This is a genomic window from Gibbsiella quercinecans, from assembly GCF_002291425.1.
Classification (GTDB): domain Bacteria; phylum Pseudomonadota; class Gammaproteobacteria; order Enterobacterales; family Enterobacteriaceae; genus Gibbsiella; species Gibbsiella quercinecans.
Map to the genome: position 1 here is coordinate 2,660,233 of NZ_CP014136.1, position 17,735 is coordinate 2,677,967.

The following is a 17,735-nucleotide window of genomic DNA, read 5'->3' on the forward strand; positions in this document are numbered from 1 at the left end:
TATCTTACCTGCCGTGCTCGCGGCTATTCCTTGATTAACGCGCCGGCGTAGCCCAACTGGCGCCAGGCTTCATACACCACCACCGCGACGGCGTTGGACAGGTTCATGCTGCGGCTTTGCGCCTGCATTGGGATGCGGATCTTTTGCTGTGTGGGCAGGGCATCAAGAATGCTGGCCGGCAGGCCGCGGGTTTCCGGGCCAAACAGCAGGTAGTCGCCGGCCTGATAGCTGACCGCGCTGTGTGCCGGGGTGCCTTTGGTTGTCAGCGCAAACAGCCGCTGGGGGTTTTCGCTGGCAAGGAACGCGGCGTAGTTGGCATGGCGCTTAATGTTGACGAATTCATGATAATCCAGCCCGGCTCGGCGCAGCCGCTTGTCGTCCCAGGGGAAGCCCATCGGTTCGATCAGGTGCAGTTGGAAGCCGGTATTGGCGCACAGGCGGATGATATTGCCGGTATTCGGTGGGATTTCGGGTTCAAATAAAACGATATTCAACATGTAAAGCCCCTCATAACGAGGGGCGCAGGATAGCAAAATCTGGCTGCCCAGTCACACTGCGGATTTACGCTGGTGCAGCGGCAGCCATAGCACCAGCCGCAGGCCGCCCAGCGGGCTGTCTTCGGCTTTTACCCAGCCGCGGTGCTGGTTGATCGCCGCTTCAACGATCGCCAGCCCCAGGCCGGTGCCGCCGGATTGGCGGTCGCGGGCTTCATCGGTGCGATAGAATGGGCGGAAAATTTGCTCGCGGTCTTCGGCGCTGACGCCTGGGCCGTCGTCGTCCACCACAATGGTGATCCCCTGATTATCCGCGCTGAACGCCACGGCAATGCGCGTATGCGAGTAACGCAGGGCATTACGCACGATGTTTTCCAATGCGCTGTCCAGCGCGCTGGCATTGCCAAACAGCGCCCACGGGCCGGGGGGCGAGGTCACCTCCAGGTGTTTGCCCATCTGTTCGGCTTCAAAGCGGGCATTATCCAGCACGTCTGCCCACAGCTCGTTGGCCTTGAGCATTTCACGCGCCAGCTCGCTTTTTTGCTGGCCGCGCGACAGCGCCAACAGATCGTTGATCATGGAGTCTAGCCGCTGCGCTTCGGTTTCGATACGCGCCAATTCGTGCCCTTCGCCGTGGCGGCGGCGCATCAATGCGGTCGCCAACTGCAAACGGGTGAGCGGCGTGCGCAGCTCGTGTGAGATATCGGAGATTAAACGCTGCTGGGCGGTCATCATCCGTTCCAACGCGCTGACCATCTGATTAAAGCTGGCGCCGGTAGCCAGGAATTCCTGCGGCCCGGCTTCCAGTTCGGGATGCTGTTTCAGGTTGCCGCGCGCCACGTCGTCCGCCGCATTTTTCAGCTTGCGCGCCGGTTTTGCCAGGCTCCAGGCCAGCCAAAGCAGCAGCGGGGCGCTGATCAGCATGGTGACGATCAGTAACAGGAACGGACGATCGAACATCAGGTTGATGACGTCGGACTGCGGGCTGTTGGCGGGGCGGATCAGGTACAGTTGGTAATTGTCTTCACCGTCGCGCACTGAAAAAGGGCCGACCAACTCCACCCGGCCATACTTTTTCTTCTTCGGATGGTCTGCGTTGTCTGACTGGCCGATAAAATTGCGCACGATCTGCATTTCGTTGCGTTGAGCGCCGATAACCCGCCCTTCACTGGTGACCAGCAGCAGGCGCTGGCCCGGCGGAGCCCATTTGTCGATGGCGCGGAATAAACGCCGCCACCACATCAGATCGTTGGCCGGGTCTTGTTGCAACTCGGCCTCAATGTGTTGCTCGAGCATCAATCCCTGCCGCTTTTCGCTGTCCAGCAACGCGGTTATCTGGCGGGAGTCGAGCTTGGGCACCATCAACACCAACATTAGCACCAGGGCTAACGTGAACCAAAATATGGCGAAGATGCGTGCCGTTAAACTATTGATCATGCTGCAGATACCATCAAATAGCCGCGGCCGCGCAGGGTTTTGAACCACGGGTGACCGTCTTTGCGCTCCGGCAGTTTACGGCGCAGGTTGGAAATGTGCATATCAATTGCGCGATCGAACGGCGTCAGGCGTTTGCCCAGCACTTCCTGGCTTAACAGTTCGCGGGAGACAACCTGGCCGAGATGCTGCGCCAGTAGGTATAACAGGGTGAATTCGGTGCCAGTGAGATCAAGCACCTGGCCGTCGAAGCTGGCCTCCTGGCGGCCGGGGTTGAGTTGCAACCCGTCCACATCCAGGGTTGGCGCCCCGGTATCCACATTTTGCTGCTGTTCGCTCCAGTTGGAGCGGCGCAGGATAGCGCGGATACGCGCCACCAGTTCGCGATCGTTAAAGGGTTTCGGCAGATAATCGTCCGCGCCCAGTTCCAGCCCCAGCACGCGGTCCAGTTCGCTGCCGCGCGCGGTTAGCATGATGACTGGTGTTTGGTGGTGCTGGCGTAATTCTTTAAGCGTGTCGATGCCGTTCTTTTTCGGCATCATGATATCGAGCAACAGCAGGTCTATAGAGCTGTCCAGCAGGGATAATGCCTGCTCGCCGTCATGCGCGACAACAATATTAAAGCCTTCCATTTCAAGCAGTTCTTTGAGCAGCGAGGTTAACTCGCGGTCGTCGTCAACCAGCAGAATCTTGTTCATTGTTATTTACCTCCTGACGCAAAATACGTCATCAATGGTCGGTATTCCATGACTTTACTTAGTTTTACATGCACTGACGCATGTTTGCAGGGGCAGCAGTACACTTTCCCACATTGATTCGCAAAGAGAGAAACGAGCGAGGAGTGAAAATGCGTAAGGTGACCGCAGTAGTTATGGCATCTCTGCTGGCAATGAGTTCTACCGTTGCCTTCGCTGCCGAGACTACATCGGAAACTGCACCAAAACTCCCTGCCGATGCGTTGAGCAGAACACCCGGCCAGCACCATATGTTTGATGGTGTCAGCCTGACAGAACAGCAGCGCCAGCAAATGCGCGATTTGATGCGCCAGACCCGCTACGATCTACCTATTGTCAATGTAGCTGAAATGGAAGCAATGCATAAGTTGGTCACTGCAGACCGATTTGATGAAGCCGCCGTGTACGCCCAGGCGGAAAAGATGGCTCAGGAACAGGTTAAACGCCAGGTCGAAATGGCCAGGGTACGCAATCAAATGTATAACCTGCTGACGCCAGAGCAAAAAAGAGTTTTAGACCAGAAACATCAGCAACGAATGCAGCAGACGCTGCAGCAGATTTCTGGTTTGCAGCAGACCTCTGCCCAGAGGTTGAGTACGACCGAGTAGTTCCCTGTTTTTCCTTGCCATAGACACCATCCCTGTCTTCCCCGCCATGATGGCGGGGTTTTTTTTGCCTCTTTTTTGCCGTTGCCCTTAACCGTGCTTTTTCAAGAAGCGTTCGCGCCAGGGCTTCAGCACCCACAGCGCCAATGCCGCGGTGATGAAATCCAGGGAGATCGCACAGCCAAACACCACATGCCACCCTTGGGTGCTTTGATAGAGCAATGCCGCCAGCGGCCCGCCGAAAATAGCGCCAATCCCCTGCGACATATACAACCAGCCGTAATTTGCCGTCGCATTTTGCGTGCCGAAGGTATCCGTTAGCGTAGAAGGGAACAACGAGAAAATCTCACCCCAGCCAAAGAATACAACGCCGGAGAGCAAGACGAACAGCATGGGATCTTCACGGCACATCAGCCACAGCGTCATGGCGCAGCCTTCGAGCGCAAAGGCGATGAACATGGTTTTTTCCCGGCCGTAACGATCGGAGATAAAACCAAACAGCGGGCGGGTTAATCCATTAGTGAAGCGATCGAGCGTTAATGCCAGCGGCAATGCGGCCATGCCGAACACCAGGGTATGGCTAATGCCGAAATCCTCTGCGAATACCGCCATTTGTGAGGTGACCATCAGCCCGGAGGTGGACATCATGGCCATCATCATGAACATCAGCCAGAATAGTGGCTGGCGCAGCATTTCTTTTGAGGTGAAGTGGCGGCTGCTGTTTTGCTTGACCACGGTGCTGGTGGGTAACAACGAGCTGTTCTGCGGTATTTTCAACCCCTGGCTTGCCAGGAAGCCGACAAGCGCAAAGATACCGCCAAACACGATCATCGTCTGTTCCAGGCCGTAGCTCCCTAAGGACAGTGTGATGGGGAAGGTGGTCAAAATGGCCCCCATACCATATCCGGCAGCGACGGCGCCGGCGGCAAAGCCACGCTGCTGTGGGAACCAGCGGACCATCAAGCCAACCACCCCGACGTAAACAATGCCGGTGCCTAACCCGCCGATGCAGCCATAAATGATATACAGCTGGGCCAAATCGGTAATCTGAGAAGAAAGCACCCAACTCAATCCAGAAAGCAGCGTGCCAATCGAGATTAATAGCCGTGGGCCGAAGCGGTCGATCAGCTTGCCTTGAAACGGGGAAAAGAATGTTTGCAAAATAATGAGCAAAGAAAATGTCACTTGCAATGCCGGCAAATCAACCCCGAGCTTTGCGGCAAATGGCTTGGTGAGTAGCGTCCAGACATATTGCGGGCTTGATATTGAGGCCATACAAACCAGCCCCAAAAATAGCTGCATCCATTTTGTGGTTTTTTCTGTCGCCAGAGATTCCCCGAGTACCGTCATTGTATTCCCCTGTTGCTAATAATGTGAGCGTTTAGGAAAAGCCACGCATTAAAAACGTTTTCATTTTTCTGTGTTATTGGCGCTATATCCGATAGCCATAAACCAGAGCGGCGCCAAAATTGGGCGCACGTCACTGGCCCTGGTGTGATGGCACGCATATTCCATTTCTTGCCCTGTCATGAATAAAACAGCAAAACTTGTGCCATATTTTGTTTTTGTAGAAGGCGAGTATTAACAGATAGATAGCAAGCGGCGTGTGAGAATAAGTTTTTACGAAAATTAATGAGGAAAGAAAAAACGCACCAACTTGGTGATAATTAACCGGGCTGGTGCAGATATATATCCATATATTAATGAATTAAATAAACACACTTATTATAAAAATTTATAGATCTACTTGAATATGTGGAAATGAAATCGCCGCTGCAAATTTAGATTCTGCGGTAATTTAAAAGTGCGAGTGTTATCGCAAGATGATCACGGCGGAAGGTCACCGCCTTCTCTGCTTGCGCCATTCCGTTATACTTAAGCCTTGTAGTCAAGATGGGATAAAGTTATGGAACAACAATATGGTCGCCTAGTGAAGTCTGCAGCCATTGCTGCCACTGTGATGGCGTCGGTCCTTTTGCTTATCAAGGTGGTTGCCTGGTACATCACCGGTTCAGTGAGCCTGATGGCGGCGCTGGTCGACTCACTGGTGGATATTGCCGCCTCGTTGACCAACCTGTTGGTTGTTCGTTATTCGTTGCAGCCGGCCGATGAAGAGCACACGTTTGGCCACGGCAAGGCGGAATCGCTGGCCGCGTTAGCGCAGAGCATGTTTATTTCCGGTTCCGCGCTGTTCCTGTTTCTGACGGGCTTTCAGCATCTGTATTCCCCCCAGGTGTTGCAAGCGCCCGGCGTGGGTATGGTTGTCACCGTCATTGCGTTGGTTAGTACCCTGATCCTGGTCACTTACCAGCGCTGGGTAGTGCGCAAAACCCGGAGCCAGGCCGTGCGAGCTGATATGTTGCATTATCAGTCAGATGTGATGATGAATGGTGCTATCCTTGTGGCCCTTGGGCTAAGTTGGTACGGTTTCCAGCGGGCCGACGCGCTGTTTGCCCTGGGGATTGGCGTCTATATTTTATACAGTGCGCTGCGAATGGGCTATGAAGCCGTGCAGGCGCTGCTGGATCGCACCTTGCCGGACGACGAACGCCAGGCGATCATTGATATCGTCTCTTCCAGGCCGGGTATTAAAGGGGCGCATGATCTTCGCACCCGTCAATCCGGGCCAACGCGGTTTATCCAACTGCACCTGGAAATGGACGACGATTTGCCATTGGTGCAGGCGCACAGCCTGGCCGATCAGGTCGAGCTGGCGTTATTGCAGCATTTCCCGGGTGCTGATGTGATTATCCATCAGGATCCCAGTTCAACGGTGCCGGCCACGTTACGCGGGTGCTGGGAGCTATAATCTAAGTGGGTAAATGGGATAAAATAGCCGCGGTGGCACACATGCACCATTGTGTGGCACAGCCTGGTGCCGTATGCATTTTTACCTCAAAATTGCCTGACATGAATCAATTCAGCCAGGCGTTTTTGATATAATATCTAGCAATATAGCCGTAAAGCTGGTTTTCTGCCGCCGGGATGGCGCCAAAGCGCCGTTGGCGGCGGGCAGGATTCTTAAAAAATTGCATTAACAGTTTAGAGGTAGTCATGATCAAGAAAATCGGTGTACTGACGAGTGGCGGTGATTCGCCGGGTATGAACGCTGCTATTCGTGGTGTTGTGCGTGCCGCTCTTACGGAAGGCCTGGAAGTTTTCGGTATTTACGATGGCTACCTTGGTTTGTATGAAGATCGCATGGAGCAGCTGGATCGTTACAGCGTTTCAGACATGATCAACCGCGGCGGTACTTTCCTGGGCTCTGCGCGCTTCCCCGAGTTCAGAGACGAAAGCGTACGCGCCAAAGCGATTGAAAACCTGAAAAAACGCAGCATTGATGCGTTGGTCGTTATCGGCGGTGACGGTTCCTATATGGGGGCGAAACGCCTGACTGAAGAAGGCTTCCCGTGTATCGGCCTGCCAGGCACCATCGATAACGATGTGGCCGGTACCGACTACACCATCGGTTACTTCACTGCCCTGGAAACCGTGGTTGAAGCTATTGACCGCCTGCGCGACACATCTTCCTCCCACCAGCGTATCTCCATTGTTGAAGTCATGGGCCGTTACTGCGGCGATTTGACCCTGGCGGCGGCCATTGCCGGCGGGTGTGAATTTATCGTGCTGCCGGAAATTGAATTCAGCCGTGAAGATCTGGTTAGCGAAATCAAAGCCGGTATTGATAAAGGCAAGAAACACGCGATTGTGGCGATCACCGAGCATATCTGCGACGTTGACGAACTGGCGCATTACATTGAGCAGGAAACCCAGCGCGAAACCCGTGCTACGGTGCTGGGCCATATCCAGCGCGGCGGTTCCCCGGTCGCTTACGACCGTATCCTGGCTTCCCGCATGGGCGCCTACTCCATCGATCTGCTGCTTAAAGGCTACGGCGGCCGTTGCGTCGGTATCCAGAACGAGAAGCTGGTGCACCACGATATCATTGATGCGATCGAAAACATGAAGCGCCCATTTAAGGGCGACTGGCTGGAAACCGCCAAAAAACTGTACTGATTTAGCCGTGGGTTCCCGCCGTCTGTGGGAACCTGGGCTACATGTCGGCCAGTGTTGCTAAAAGCGCTCCTTTGCAGGGGCGTTTTTGCTTTCTGCTACGCTAACCCAGCTAAATAGCTGGGGTTGGTTATCTTTGTTATATTCCATAAAAATCTAGTTAGAAATTTTTAATTCTTTAATTGCGCGATCAGTTTCTGGCAGGCTCTAAACCAACAAACAACCGTCCAAGGTTGTGATCATTCTGGGAGAACGAGCGATGCGGAAATGGGCTGTGGGTTTTACATTGATGCTGCTGGCAACGGGTGCCGTGGCGAAAGATATTCAACTGCTTAACGTCTCATACGATCCGACGCGTGAGTTCTACCAGCAATACAATGCGGCCTTCAGCAAATACTGGCAGCAGCAGACCGGCGACAAGGTGACCGTGCGCCAGTCTCATGGTGGTTCGGGCAAGCAAGCGACCTCTGTGATTAACGGCATTGAAGCGGATGTGGTGACGCTGGCGCTGGCCTACGACGTGGATGCTATCGCCGAGCGCGGCCGTATTGATAAAGACTGGATCAAGCGTTTGCCGGATAACTCCGCGCCTTATACGTCCACCATCGTGTTCCTGGTGCGCAAGGGCAACCCGAAACAAATCCATGACTGGCCGGATTTGCTCAAGTCTGGCGTTTCCATCATTACCCCAAACCCAAAAACGTCCGGGGGCGCTCGCTGGAACTATCTGGCTGCCTGGGGTTATGCGCTGCATCAAAACAACGGCGACCAGGCCAAAGCGAAGGAGTTTGTCCGCGGGCTGTTTAAAAATGTAGAGGTGCTGGATTCCGGTGCGCGTGGCGCAACCAATACCTTTGTGGAACGTGGCATTGGCGATGTGCTGATCGCCTGGGAAAACGAAGCGCTGTTGGCGAAAAAAGAGCTGGGCAAAGATGATTTTGAAATCGTGACCCCGAGTGAATCGATCCTGGCGGAACCAACGGTTTCAGTGGTAGACCGGGTGGTGGATAAGCGTGGTACCCGCGATGTGGCAACTGCCTATCTGAAGTATCTGTATACTCCGGAAGGCCAGACCATCGCAGCGGAAAACTACTATCGCCCGCGTGACGCCGCCGTGGCGGAAAAATACAGCGCGCAGTTCCCGAAACTGAAGCTGTTCACCGTGGATGATACCTTCGGCGGCTGGGCTGAAGCGCAGAAAGTGCACTTCTCCACCGGCGGTGTGTTCGATGAGATCAGTAAACGGTGATATTAAGCGATAAAAAAACCCCGGCATGCCGGGGTTTTTTTATTGCATAGCCTGGATGAATCAGGCTTTTTTCGCTGCGGCAGCGGCTTTAATGATCGCGGCGAAAGCATCGGCTTTCAGTGAAGCGCCGCCAACCAACGCACCGTCGATGTCCGGTTGAGCGAACAGTTCAGCAGCGTTTTTGTCGTTTACGGAACCGCCGTACTGAATGATGATTTCAGCGGCAACGGCTGCGTCATGTTTAGCGATGTGATCGCGGATAAATTTGTGTACTGCCTGCGCCTGCGCAGGGGTCGCTGATTTCCCGGTGCCGATAGCCCAGATTGGCTCATAGGCGATGACGCTGTCTTTCAATGCAGGTGCGCCCAGGGTTTTCAGCACGGCGTCGATCTGGCGTGCGCAGACTTCTTCGGTTTTACCGGCTTCGTTTTCAGCTTCGGTTTCGCCGATGCACAGTACAGGAACCAGACCGGCTTCTTTCAGCACGGCAAATTTCTCAGCAATCAGTTCATCGCTTTCTTTGTGGTAAGTGCGGCGTTCAGAGTGGCCGATGATGATGTATTTTGCACCAACGTCTTTCAGCATGTTGGCGGAAACTTCACCGGTGAACGCGCCAGACAGGTTAACGTCCACGTTCTGCGCACCCAGGGCGATACGGCTACCGTCCAGCAGGTGTTTAGCCAGATCCAGGTACATCACCGGTGGTGCGATGGCAACGCCACAGCCGTCAATGCTGCTCACTTCGTTACGCAGGGCGGCGACCAGCTCGTTAACCATGTGAGCGCTGCCGTTAAGTTTCCAGTTACCCATAACTAATGGATGACGCATGTTTTTTTCCTCCAACAAGGGAACACGAAATAACTACTGCCGGACAGGCAGTTCATCTGCCCAACAGTATAGAGATCAATAAGCGTAAAGGCTTTGCTTTTTGTCATTAATTACCGGGGTTATCAAGGGTCGGATAGCGCGAGCTTAATCGGTTCAACCGCGAAAGTTATCCCTTGATCGCCGTTATCCGCCACCACATAGCGGATGGCGCCGATCTGCTGTTGATAAAAATGCTGGCCTTTGCCCTTTTCCAGCAGGCTACTCACTTTGATGATACTTTGCTCAATCGTCAGCGCCGGTTCAAACTGACGCATCAGGGCCGCCATATAGTTTACCGCGATGGCCCGGGCCGTTTTTTCCTCGCTGCCTTGCAGCGGCAAATGCGTCAACTGCAGCGTTTTGATTTTGCCGGTACCTTTCTCCAGCGCCGTCGACGCGTAGAGATTTTCGTTCAGTTTGCTGGCGGCGCGAGTCAGCAGCGGGGAATCATCTTCTGAAGGGGGAACGACGCGGAATTCGCCGATCGGCAAGGTTGGATTATCCTGGTTGTACTTTTCACGAAACTTCACCACCGTCAGATCAAATGTTGGCGCGCCGGCCAGCAAATAGGGCGCGGTCGGCGGTGCCTTGGCGGCCGAATCCGGCGGATTGGCCCAGGCACAGGCTGTTCCTAACAGCAAACAGACGGCGGCAGTGACGTTTTTCAGCATGACATCCACGATATCAACATAAAATTTGAGATTCGATTAAAGCGGTAATCAGGGGGCGTTGTCAAAAATTCCGCGCGATCGCCAGCCTGGGCGGCAGGCATATTGGCGCCACACGGCCTGTGTTACACTGCCGCGTAAAATAAGCGGATGACGAGCCTGGGAATAATGAGCTTACAGCAGTGGTGCTTTTCATTTAAGGGGCGCATCGGGCGCCGCGATTTTTGGATCTGGATCGCGATATGGTGCGTGCTGATGGCGCTGGCATTTACGCTGGCCAACTATAGCCTGGTTGCGATTCAGTCGGTGGCCTTTTTTATTGTTGCGCTGCTGTGGCCGACGGCGGCGGTGCTGGTGAAACGCCTGCACGATCGCGGTAAAGCGGGCGGATGGGCGTTGCTGCTGATTTTGGCCTGGGTGCTGGCCGCCGGCAATTGGCATATGCTGGCGCCGCTCTGGCAGTGGGGCGTAGGGCGTTTTATCCCGGCGGTGATTTTTGTGATGATGCTGGTCGATCTTGGCGCGTTTGTCGGCACGCCGGGGAATAACCGGTTCGGCCCAGAGGCAGAACCGGTGCGGTTCCGTTGATTACCAGTAGTGCTCGCTGGTGATGTGGCCCGGCTTGCGGCGCAGGTGTTTGCGCATGCCGCGGCTCTCCTTCAGCGTTTGTTGGGTGTCGCGCACCATTTGCGGGTTGCCGCACAGCATCACGTGGCAGGTTTCGGCGTCAATGGGTAAACCAACCGCCGCTTCCAACTGCCCGTCGGCGATCAGGGCAGGTACGCGGCCGGTCAACGCGCCGGGGGCGTTTTCCCGGCTGACGACGCTCTGGATGCGTAGCTTGCCGTTGTAGCGCTGCACCAGTTGCTGCATACGCGGCAGATAGCTGAGATCGTTGGCGTAGCGGGCGGCGTGCACCAACACCAGATTTTTGAAGCGCTCCAGGCCGATGCCTTCTTCCAGGATCGACAGGTAAGGGCCAATGGCGGTGCCGGTCGCCAACATCCATAACGTCTCGCAGTCCGGCACTTCATCCAGCACAAAGAAACCGGCGGCTTCTTTGGTTACCAGAATGTCCGAACCTGGCTCTAACCGGCTTAGACTGGGGCTTAATTTTCCTTCCGGCACGGTGACCAGGTAGAACTCCAGGTTGGGGTTGCTGGGCGCATTGACATAAGAGTAGGCGCGCTGCACGCGCTCGCCGCCGACATCCAACGCCAGTTTGGCGTATTGCCCTGCGGTGAAGGTATCGACCGGTGCGTTGACGATGATGCTAAACAGCCCGTCGGTCCACCTTTCCACTTTGATAACTTTACCATTAACCCATTCAGCCATACTTTAATGCTCCCGTGGTCGAATCAAATATACCCTTCATACTTCAAGTTGCAGGTGTGTTGGCTTTCCTCGTTCACCCCAGTCACTTACTCCAGTAAGCTCCTGGAGATTCACTGCGTTGCCGCCTTCCTGCAACTCGAATTACTTTGGGTATAAACGCAATATTGTGGGCCGTAAGCCGCCTGGCGGCATTCGCCCTGATGGCGCCTTTTCCCGCCCCCCTGCGATAGCGTTGTTCTGCAATAGAATCCGTTTTGATGATGTTACAGGTGGGTTATTTTATTTCAGCCGGATAAAAACGATTATCGATTAAATGCTAAAGCCCTGTTTCAGCCGGCAATTGCCAGGTGAAACAGGGCTGGGGGATTACAACAGGAACGTATGTAGCGCCGGATCTTTACGATCCAGATAGTGCGTGGAGCGGATACGGCGGATGGTGCGGGATTTGCCGCGAATCAACAGGGTTTCCGTGGTGGCCATGTTGCCCTTGCGGGTGATGCCTTCCAGCAGATCCCCTTGGGTGATGCCGGTGGCAGAGAAGATGACGTTGTCGTTGCGCGCCATGTCATCCAACAGCAGCACCTTGCCAGCCTCGATCCCCATCTCTTTGCAGCGCACCAGCTCTTGTTCGCCGATGTGGCGGTTTTCAACGGTGTCGCCTTTTACCTCATGGCGCGGCAACAGGCGCGCCTGCATGTCACCGTCCAGCGCGCGGATCACCGCGGCGGAGATCACGCCTTCCGGCGCGCCGCCGATGCCGTACATCACGTCGACTTCGCTTTCCGGCATACATGTCAGGATAGAGGCCGCCACATCACCGTCGGGGATAGCAAATACCCGCACGCCCAACTGCTGCATCTGCGCGATCACGCCATCGTGGCGAGGCTTCGCCAGCGTAATGACCGTCAGTTCCGCCAACGGTTTATCCAGTTGCTGCGCGATGTTGCGTAGGTTTTGCTCAAGCGGTAGATCCAGATTGATTGCGCCACGCGCCTGCGGGCCAACCACCAGTTTTTCCATGTACATATCCGGCGCGTGCAGGAATGTGCCGCGATCGCCTACGGCCAGCACGGCCAGCGCATTGGCTTGCCCCATGGCGGTCATGCGCGTGCCTTCGATAGGGTCTACGGCGATATCTACCGCATCGCCCTGGCCCGTGCCAACCTGCTCACCGATATACAACATCGGGGCCTCGTCTATCTCTCCCTCGCCGATCACGATACAGCCATTGATATCCACTTTATTGAGCATAATGCGCATGGCGTTGACCGCCGCGCCGTCCGCCGCATTCTTATCGCCACGCCCCAGCCACTTATAGCCGGCCAGGGCGGCGGCTTCGGTTACGCGGGAGAATTCGATGGCTAATTCACGTTTCATGGCAAAACCTATTAGTGATAAATGGAAGAAAATATCGGCAAAGTCTATCACAGCCGGCCAGGGGCGGCGGGGCATGGCAAAAAAAACGCTGCCCGTAGGCAGCGTAAACAGGAGGAAACAACGGGTAATATTAGTCGTGTTCTTCCCACGCCTGCGCGCGCGCGACGGCTTTTTTCCAGCCTTCGTAGCGGAAGTTGCGCTCGGTGGTTTCGATGCTTGGGCGGAATTCGCGCTCAATAATCGCTTTGCTCTTCACTTCATCCAGATCGTTCCAGTAGCCCACCGCCAGGCCGGCCAGGTAGGCGGCGCCCAGCGCGGTGACTTCACGCACTTCTGGGCGCTCCACGCGGGTACCAAGGATGTCCGACTGGAACTGCATCAGGAAGTTGTTGGCGACGGCGCCGCCGTCTACGCGCAACGATTGCAAACGCGTATCGGCATCGGCCTGCATCGCATCCAGCACGTCGCGGGTTTGGTAGGCGATGGATTCCAGCGTGGCGCGGATAATATGGTTGCTGTTCACGCCGCGGGTCAGGCCAAAGATGGCGCCACGGGCATACGGATCCCAATACGGTGCGCCCAGGCCGGTGAAGGCCGGCACCACGTAGACGCCGTTGCTGTCTTTAACCTTGGAGGCGAAGTATTCGGAGTCCTGCGAGTCGCTGATCAGCTTCAGCTCGTCACGCAGCCATTGAATAGAGGCGCCGCCGATGAATACCGCGCCTTCCAGCGCGTAGTTCACTTCGCCGCGCGGGCCGCAGGCAATGGTGGTCAGCAGGCCGTGGCTGGAGCGCACCGCTTCTGTGCCAGTGTTCATCAGCAGGAAGCAGCCGGTGCCATAGGTGTTTTTTGCCATGCCTGGCTGAACGCACAGCTGGCCGTAGAGCGCCGCCTGCTGGTCGCCGGCGATACCGGCGATAGGGATACGCGTCCCGCCTTTCCCCCCGATGTTGGTTTGGCCATAGATTTCGGAAGACGGCCGTACCTTCGGCAGCATGGCGCGTGGAATATCCAGCACTTCCAGCATGCGCTCATCCCAGTCCAGTTCATGGATGTTGAACAGCATGGTGCGTGAAGCATTGGTATAGTCCGTGACGTGTACCCGGCCCTGGGTCATTTTCCACACCAGCCAGGTATCAACGGTGCCGAACAGCAGTTCACCCCGTTTGGCGCGTTCACGGGCGCCTTCAACCTGATCGAGGATCCATTTCACTTTAGTGCCGGAGAAGTACGGGTCCACCACCAAGCCGGTGGTGTGTTGGATATACTCTTCCAGGCCGTCGCGTTTGAGCTTTTCGCAGATTTCAGCGGTGCGGCGGCACTGCCAGACAATGGCGTTGTAGATGGGTTTGCCGGTGTCTTTTTCCCAGACGATGGTGGTTTCGCGCTGGTTGGTTATGCCAATACCGGCGATTTGATCGGAACGGATGTCGGCTTTCGCCAGCACTTCAACCAGCGTGGAGCTTTGCGTGGCCCAGATTTCCATCGGATCGTGCTCAACCCAGCCGGCTTTGGGGTAAATCTGCGCGAATTCACGCTGGGATACCGCGACGATATTGGCGTCATGATCGAGCACGACGGCGCGTGAGCTGGTGGTCCCTTGGTCGAGCGCGACGATGTATTTTTTTTCTGCTGTCATGATTTTATCCTGCTGTTGTTAACTCTTTAGGCCGGGGAATTACGCTTTGCGCTGCTGTGCCTTGGTGGCGGCGGTTTCTTCGCTCTCCACGCAGGTATCACAAGGCAAATGACGGCCGATCAGTGCACGGTAACCAAAGGCACCCAGGCTGGCGCCGACGAGCGGGCCGAAGATAGGTACCAGGAAGTAAGGAATATCACGCGCACCGGTGAATGCCACTTCCCCCCAGCCCGCCAGATAGGCGAACATTTTCGGGCCAAGGTCACGCGCCGGGTTGAGCGCAAAACCGGTCAATGGTCCCATGGAGGCGCCGATAACGGCAATCAGAATACCGATCAATAATGGCGCCAACGGGCCGCGAGGGATGCCGTTGCCGTCATCCGTCAGCGCCAGGATCAGGCACATCAGAATGGCGGTGATCACGGTTTCTACCAGGAATGCCTGAATGACCGTGATATGGGCGTTCGGGTAGGTTGAGAAGATACCGGCCAGATCGAGGCTTTCTACGCTGCCGCGCACCATGTTATGGCTGGCTTCAAAATCATAGAACAGATTGTAGTAAAGCCCATAAACCAGCGCCGCGGAGCAGAAGGCGCCGGCAATCTGCGCGATGATGTAGGGGAGAACCTTACGGCGATCAAAACTGGCGAACAACCACAGGGCGATGGTGACTGCCGGGTTGAGGTGGGCGCCGGAAATTGCCGCGGTCAGGTAGATGGCCATGGCAACGCCAAGGCCCCAGATGATACTGATTTCCCATTGGCCGAAGCTGGCGCCAGCCAGCTTCAGTGCAGCAACACAGCCAACGCCAAAGAAAATCAACAAGCCAGTACCGAGGAATTCTGCGATACATTGGCCTTTTAGGGTCGGACTAGTCGTTTGGCTCATAATGTTATTGTCCTGCAGACGGTGATTATTAGGGTATAGGCTGAAAGCGGGGTGAGGCCTTCGCCTATGGGGTACAGTTTTTTTTATATCGTCCTGTGATGCATTGCGAATCTAATGTGAATTTATCGTTAACGAACATAAACGAGAAATAGCGAAATCAAAATGTGTGTGCCATGTCATAAAATTGAGCGAATTCGCGTTGTTCAGGGTTCTTTTTGAGCAGGAAAAGTGTGATCTGACCAGTGGTTCGGTATCTATTTGTTAACAATCGCCGGCGGCTGGCCGCGCGGTTTTCAGTTTTTACTGATAGCGGCAGCGGGAAAATTGCAACAGACTGCGCGTTGGGCCGGTATGTTGCTAGACAGTAGGTGTTGGGCTACTTACAATCGTTTCATCGTGAAGAAACGTTTTATCAAGACAGGCGCGTTTTAATAACGGTGCGTGTTACCTGGCGCGATGCATATTCGCAGTAGCTGCAGCCGATGTTGTGGCCGCTACTTATAGATGTACGCCTTGCTATCATAAGGGGACTGAAGAATGTCATTTGAAGTATTTGAAAAACTGGAAGCAAAAGTTCAGCAGGCGATTGATACCATCACTCTGTTACAGATGGAAATTGAAGAGCTGAAAGAGAAAAACAATAACCTGTCTCAGGAAGTGCAGAATGCTTCTGGTAACCAGGAAGCGCTGGTGCGTGAAAACCAGCAGCTGAAAGAAGAGCAGCACGTTTGGCAAGATCGCCTGCGGGCGCTGCTGGGCAAAATGGAAGAGGTCTAACGCCTTTCGCTTTTGCCGAACGCAAACAGAAAGGGCGCCTGATGGCGCCCTTTTGCAAATCGGGGATTATTCGAGATCGAGTGGGTCTTCGGAAAGAATAATGCCGGTGTTGTCGGCATACAGATGATCGCCGGAAAAGAAGGTCACGCCGCCAAAGTTAACGCGGATATCGCTTTCGCCAATGCCTTCGCTCGTGGCGCCGGCCGGCGTCGCCGCCATCGCCTGGATGCCGATGTCGAGCTCTTCCAGATCGTCCACCTGGCGCACCGCACCATACACCACGATGCCTTCCCACTCATTTTGCACCGCCAGACGCGCCAGTTCTGCGTTAATCAGCGCACGGCGCACCGAGCCGCCGCCGTCGACCAGCAGCACACGGCCAAGGCCGTTCTCTTCGAGCAGATCGAAAAGCAGGCCGTTATCCTCAAAGCATTTCACCGTGGTGATCTGACCGCCAAATGAAGTACGCCCGCCAAAATTGGAGAATAGAGGTTCAACGACGTTCACCTCTTCATGATAGATGTCGCAAAGTTCGGAAGTATCGTATTTCATAGGATTTTACGTCTGTTTGCCGCTGGAATAACCAGTATATCCCTTTAATCGCCCCGTTGGCAAAATCATCAGCGCCCATCTGCATTGGCAGCTGATTTCGCCATATCGCCAGGCCTAGCTTAGCACCACGCCGATGGCGAATAGCACATTGGCCAGCAGCGCCGCTTTGACCATATCTTCCAGCATTGGGCGCATGGCCGTCGCCGTTTTGTTCCGCAACACCCGCACGCCATGGCGCAGCAGCAGCGGGATAGCGAGCACGAACAGCCAGCCCCAGGCGCTGTGCAGGTTAAGCAGGGCAAACAGCGCAAAGCACACCACGGCCATGATCAGCAGCAGCGCATGGTAGTAGCGGGCGTTGATCGGCCCCAGGCGCACGGCAAGGGTGTTCTTGCCGTTTTCGCGATCGCTGTCGATATCGCGTAGGTTGTTGATGTTCAGCACCGCCGTCGCCAGCAGGCCGCAGGCGGTGGCCGGCAGCATGACAACGCTGTCGAAACTGTGGGTTTGCAGGTAGTAAGTACCGGCCACGCTCAGCCAGCCGAAGAACACCAGCACGGAAATATCCCCCAGTCCCAGGTAGCCGTATGGCTTGTTGCCCACGGTGTAGGTAATGGCGGCAATGATGGCCAGCGCGCCCAACACCAGGAAACCGATAACGTCGCTGGGCTGTTCGCAGGCCAGCGCAATCAGAGAACAGCCGGAGATCGCAATCAGCACCACCGTCAGCACCAGCGCGCGCTTCATCTGTGCCTGTGTGATTAACCCTTTTTGCATACCGCGCAATGGCCCGATGCGGTCTTCTTTATCGCTGCCTTTGGCGGCATCGCCATAGTCGTTCGCCAGGTTAGAGAGGATTTGCAACAGGCCGGCGGTTAGCAGGGCCAATAGCGCCACGCCCGGTTTCAGGCTGTCTTGCCATGCGGCGATGGCGGAACCGACCACGATAGAGGCAAAGGCCAGCGGCAGGGTACGCGGTCGTAAACTTTCCAGCCAGGCTTTGACCGGCGTGGTGGTGGTTGATGAGCTCATTTTTCGCTTCGGCAAGTAATTGGCTATATCCGCTGGAAATAATTGTGGGAGGCAATGCCTCCCACACAGA

18 protein-coding genes are annotated in these 17,735 nt (G+C 55.3%); 6 read left to right on the plus strand and 12 right to left on the minus strand.

Translation table 11 applies throughout. The features are described 5' to 3' along the window. Positions 1-23: 23 nt before the first annotated feature. Genes trmL through cpxR form a run of 3 tightly spaced genes read right to left on the minus strand, consistent with a single transcriptional unit; the run spans position 24 to position 2,626 of the window. Positions 24-497 carry a tRNA (uridine(34)/cytosine(34)/5-carboxymethylaminomethyluridine(34)-2'-O)-methyltransferase TrmL gene (trmL, locus tag ACN28Q_RS12330; protein WP_095846615.1) on the minus strand — a complete coding sequence of 158 codons (474 nt, stop codon included), beginning with the start codon at positions 495-497 and terminating at the stop codon, positions 24-26. A 51-nt stretch (positions 498-548) separates the two neighbouring features. Next, positions 549-1,931 carry an envelope stress sensor histidine kinase CpxA gene (gene cpxA, locus ACN28Q_RS12335; RefSeq protein ID WP_095846616.1) on the minus strand — a complete coding sequence of 461 codons (1,383 nt, stop codon included), beginning with the start codon at positions 1,929-1,931 and terminating at the stop codon, positions 549-551. Further along, positions 1,928-2,626: an envelope stress response regulator transcription factor CpxR gene (gene cpxR, locus ACN28Q_RS12340; RefSeq protein WP_095846617.1), complete on the minus strand. Its 699-nt coding sequence runs from the start codon at positions 2,624-2,626 to the stop codon at positions 1,928-1,930. Before cpxR ends, cpxA begins: the two co-directional genes overlap by 4 nt. Before the next feature lie 149 nt (positions 2,627-2,775). On the opposite strand from cpxR, the gene cpxP reads away from it, so the two are divergent. Continuing rightward, positions 2,776-3,270 (plus strand): cell-envelope stress modulator CpxP, encoded by a 495-nt coding sequence (gene cpxP, locus ACN28Q_RS12345; protein ID WP_095849013.1) that lies wholly within the window; start codon positions 2,776-2,778, stop codon positions 3,268-3,270. Positions 3,271-3,357: 87 nt separating this feature from the next. On the opposite strand, the gene oxlT is transcribed toward cpxP, so the two are convergent. Continuing rightward, on the minus strand, positions 3,358-4,617 hold the full coding sequence (oxlT, locus tag ACN28Q_RS12350; RefSeq protein ID WP_095846618.1) for an oxalate/formate MFS antiporter: 1,260 nt from the start codon (positions 4,615-4,617) through the stop codon (positions 3,358-3,360). Positions 4,618-5,173: 556 nt separating this feature from the next. Here oxlT and fieF point away from each other — a divergent pair. The 3 genes from fieF (at position 5,174) to ACN28Q_RS12365 (ending at position 8,530) form a co-directional block, all read left to right on the plus strand. Beyond that, entirely contained in the window at positions 5,174-6,076 is a 903-nt protein-coding gene (gene fieF / locus ACN28Q_RS12355) for a CDF family cation-efflux transporter FieF (RefSeq protein WP_095846619.1), read from the plus strand. A 245-nt stretch (positions 6,077-6,321) separates the two neighbouring features. After that, positions 6,322-7,284 (plus strand): 6-phosphofructokinase, encoded by a 963-nt coding sequence (gene pfkA, locus ACN28Q_RS12360; RefSeq protein WP_095846620.1) that lies wholly within the window; start codon positions 6,322-6,324, stop codon positions 7,282-7,284. Between the two features lie 256 nt (positions 7,285-7,540). After that, on the plus strand, positions 7,541-8,530 hold the full coding sequence (locus ACN28Q_RS12365; protein WP_095846621.1) for a sulfate ABC transporter substrate-binding protein: 990 nt from the start codon (positions 7,541-7,543) through the stop codon (positions 8,528-8,530). Between the two features lie 60 nt (positions 8,531-8,590). On the opposite strand, the gene tpiA is transcribed toward ACN28Q_RS12365, so the two are convergent. Together tpiA and ACN28Q_RS12375 are read right to left on the minus strand one after the other, a co-directional pair. Next, complete coding sequence (tpiA, locus tag ACN28Q_RS12370) at positions 8,591-9,358, minus strand: triose-phosphate isomerase (RefSeq protein ID WP_095846622.1); 768 nt, start codon at positions 9,356-9,358, stop codon at positions 8,591-8,593. Between the two features lie 122 nt (positions 9,359-9,480). Further along, a complete protein-coding gene (locus ACN28Q_RS12375; RefSeq protein ID WP_095846623.1) occupies positions 9,481-10,068 on the minus strand; it encodes a DUF1454 family protein in 588 nt (195 codons plus the stop codon). 165 nt (positions 10,069-10,233) lie between these two features. Between ACN28Q_RS12375 and ACN28Q_RS12380 the strand changes: the two genes are divergently transcribed. Beyond that, positions 10,234-10,653 carry a DUF805 domain-containing protein gene (locus ACN28Q_RS12380; protein WP_095846624.1) on the plus strand — a complete coding sequence of 140 codons (420 nt, stop codon included), beginning with the start codon at positions 10,234-10,236 and terminating at the stop codon, positions 10,651-10,653. On the opposite strand, the gene fpr is transcribed toward ACN28Q_RS12380, so the two are convergent. From fpr to ACN28Q_RS12400, 4 genes are all read right to left on the minus strand, one after another. Beyond that, positions 10,654-11,400 (minus strand): ferredoxin--NADP(+) reductase, encoded by a 747-nt coding sequence (gene fpr, locus ACN28Q_RS12385; protein ID WP_095846625.1) that lies wholly within the window; start codon positions 11,398-11,400, stop codon positions 10,654-10,656. 366 nt (positions 11,401-11,766) lie between these two features. Continuing rightward, positions 11,767-12,777 carry a class II fructose-bisphosphatase gene (gene glpX / locus ACN28Q_RS12390; RefSeq protein ID WP_095846626.1) on the minus strand — a complete coding sequence of 337 codons (1,011 nt, stop codon included), beginning with the start codon at positions 12,775-12,777 and terminating at the stop codon, positions 11,767-11,769. 130 nt (positions 12,778-12,907) lie between these two features. Beyond that, positions 12,908-14,416, minus strand: coding sequence for a glycerol kinase GlpK (gene glpK / locus ACN28Q_RS12395; RefSeq protein WP_095846627.1), 1,509 nt, complete (start codon positions 14,414-14,416; stop codon positions 12,908-12,910). A gap of 39 nt (positions 14,417-14,455) precedes the next feature. After that, positions 14,456-15,304 (minus strand): MIP/aquaporin family protein, encoded by an 849-nt coding sequence (locus tag ACN28Q_RS12400; protein WP_095846628.1) that lies wholly within the window; start codon positions 15,302-15,304, stop codon positions 14,456-14,458. 537 nt (positions 15,305-15,841) lie between these two features. On the opposite strand from ACN28Q_RS12400, the gene zapB reads away from it, so the two are divergent. Next, a complete protein-coding gene (zapB, locus tag ACN28Q_RS12405; RefSeq protein ID WP_095846629.1) occupies positions 15,842-16,081 on the plus strand; it encodes a septal ring assembly protein ZapB in 240 nt (79 codons plus the stop codon). Between the two features lie 66 nt (positions 16,082-16,147). On the opposite strand, the gene rraA is transcribed toward zapB, so the two are convergent. After that, positions 16,148-16,633, minus strand: a complete 486-nt coding sequence (gene rraA, locus ACN28Q_RS12410; protein WP_095846630.1) for a ribonuclease E activity regulator RraA — start codon at positions 16,631-16,633, stop codon at positions 16,148-16,150. 114 nt (positions 16,634-16,747) lie between these two features. After that, positions 16,748-17,665: a 1,4-dihydroxy-2-naphthoate polyprenyltransferase gene (locus ACN28Q_RS12415; protein ID WP_095846631.1), complete on the minus strand. Its 918-nt coding sequence runs from the start codon at positions 17,663-17,665 to the stop codon at positions 16,748-16,750. Positions 17,666-17,735 lie beyond the last annotated feature (70 nt).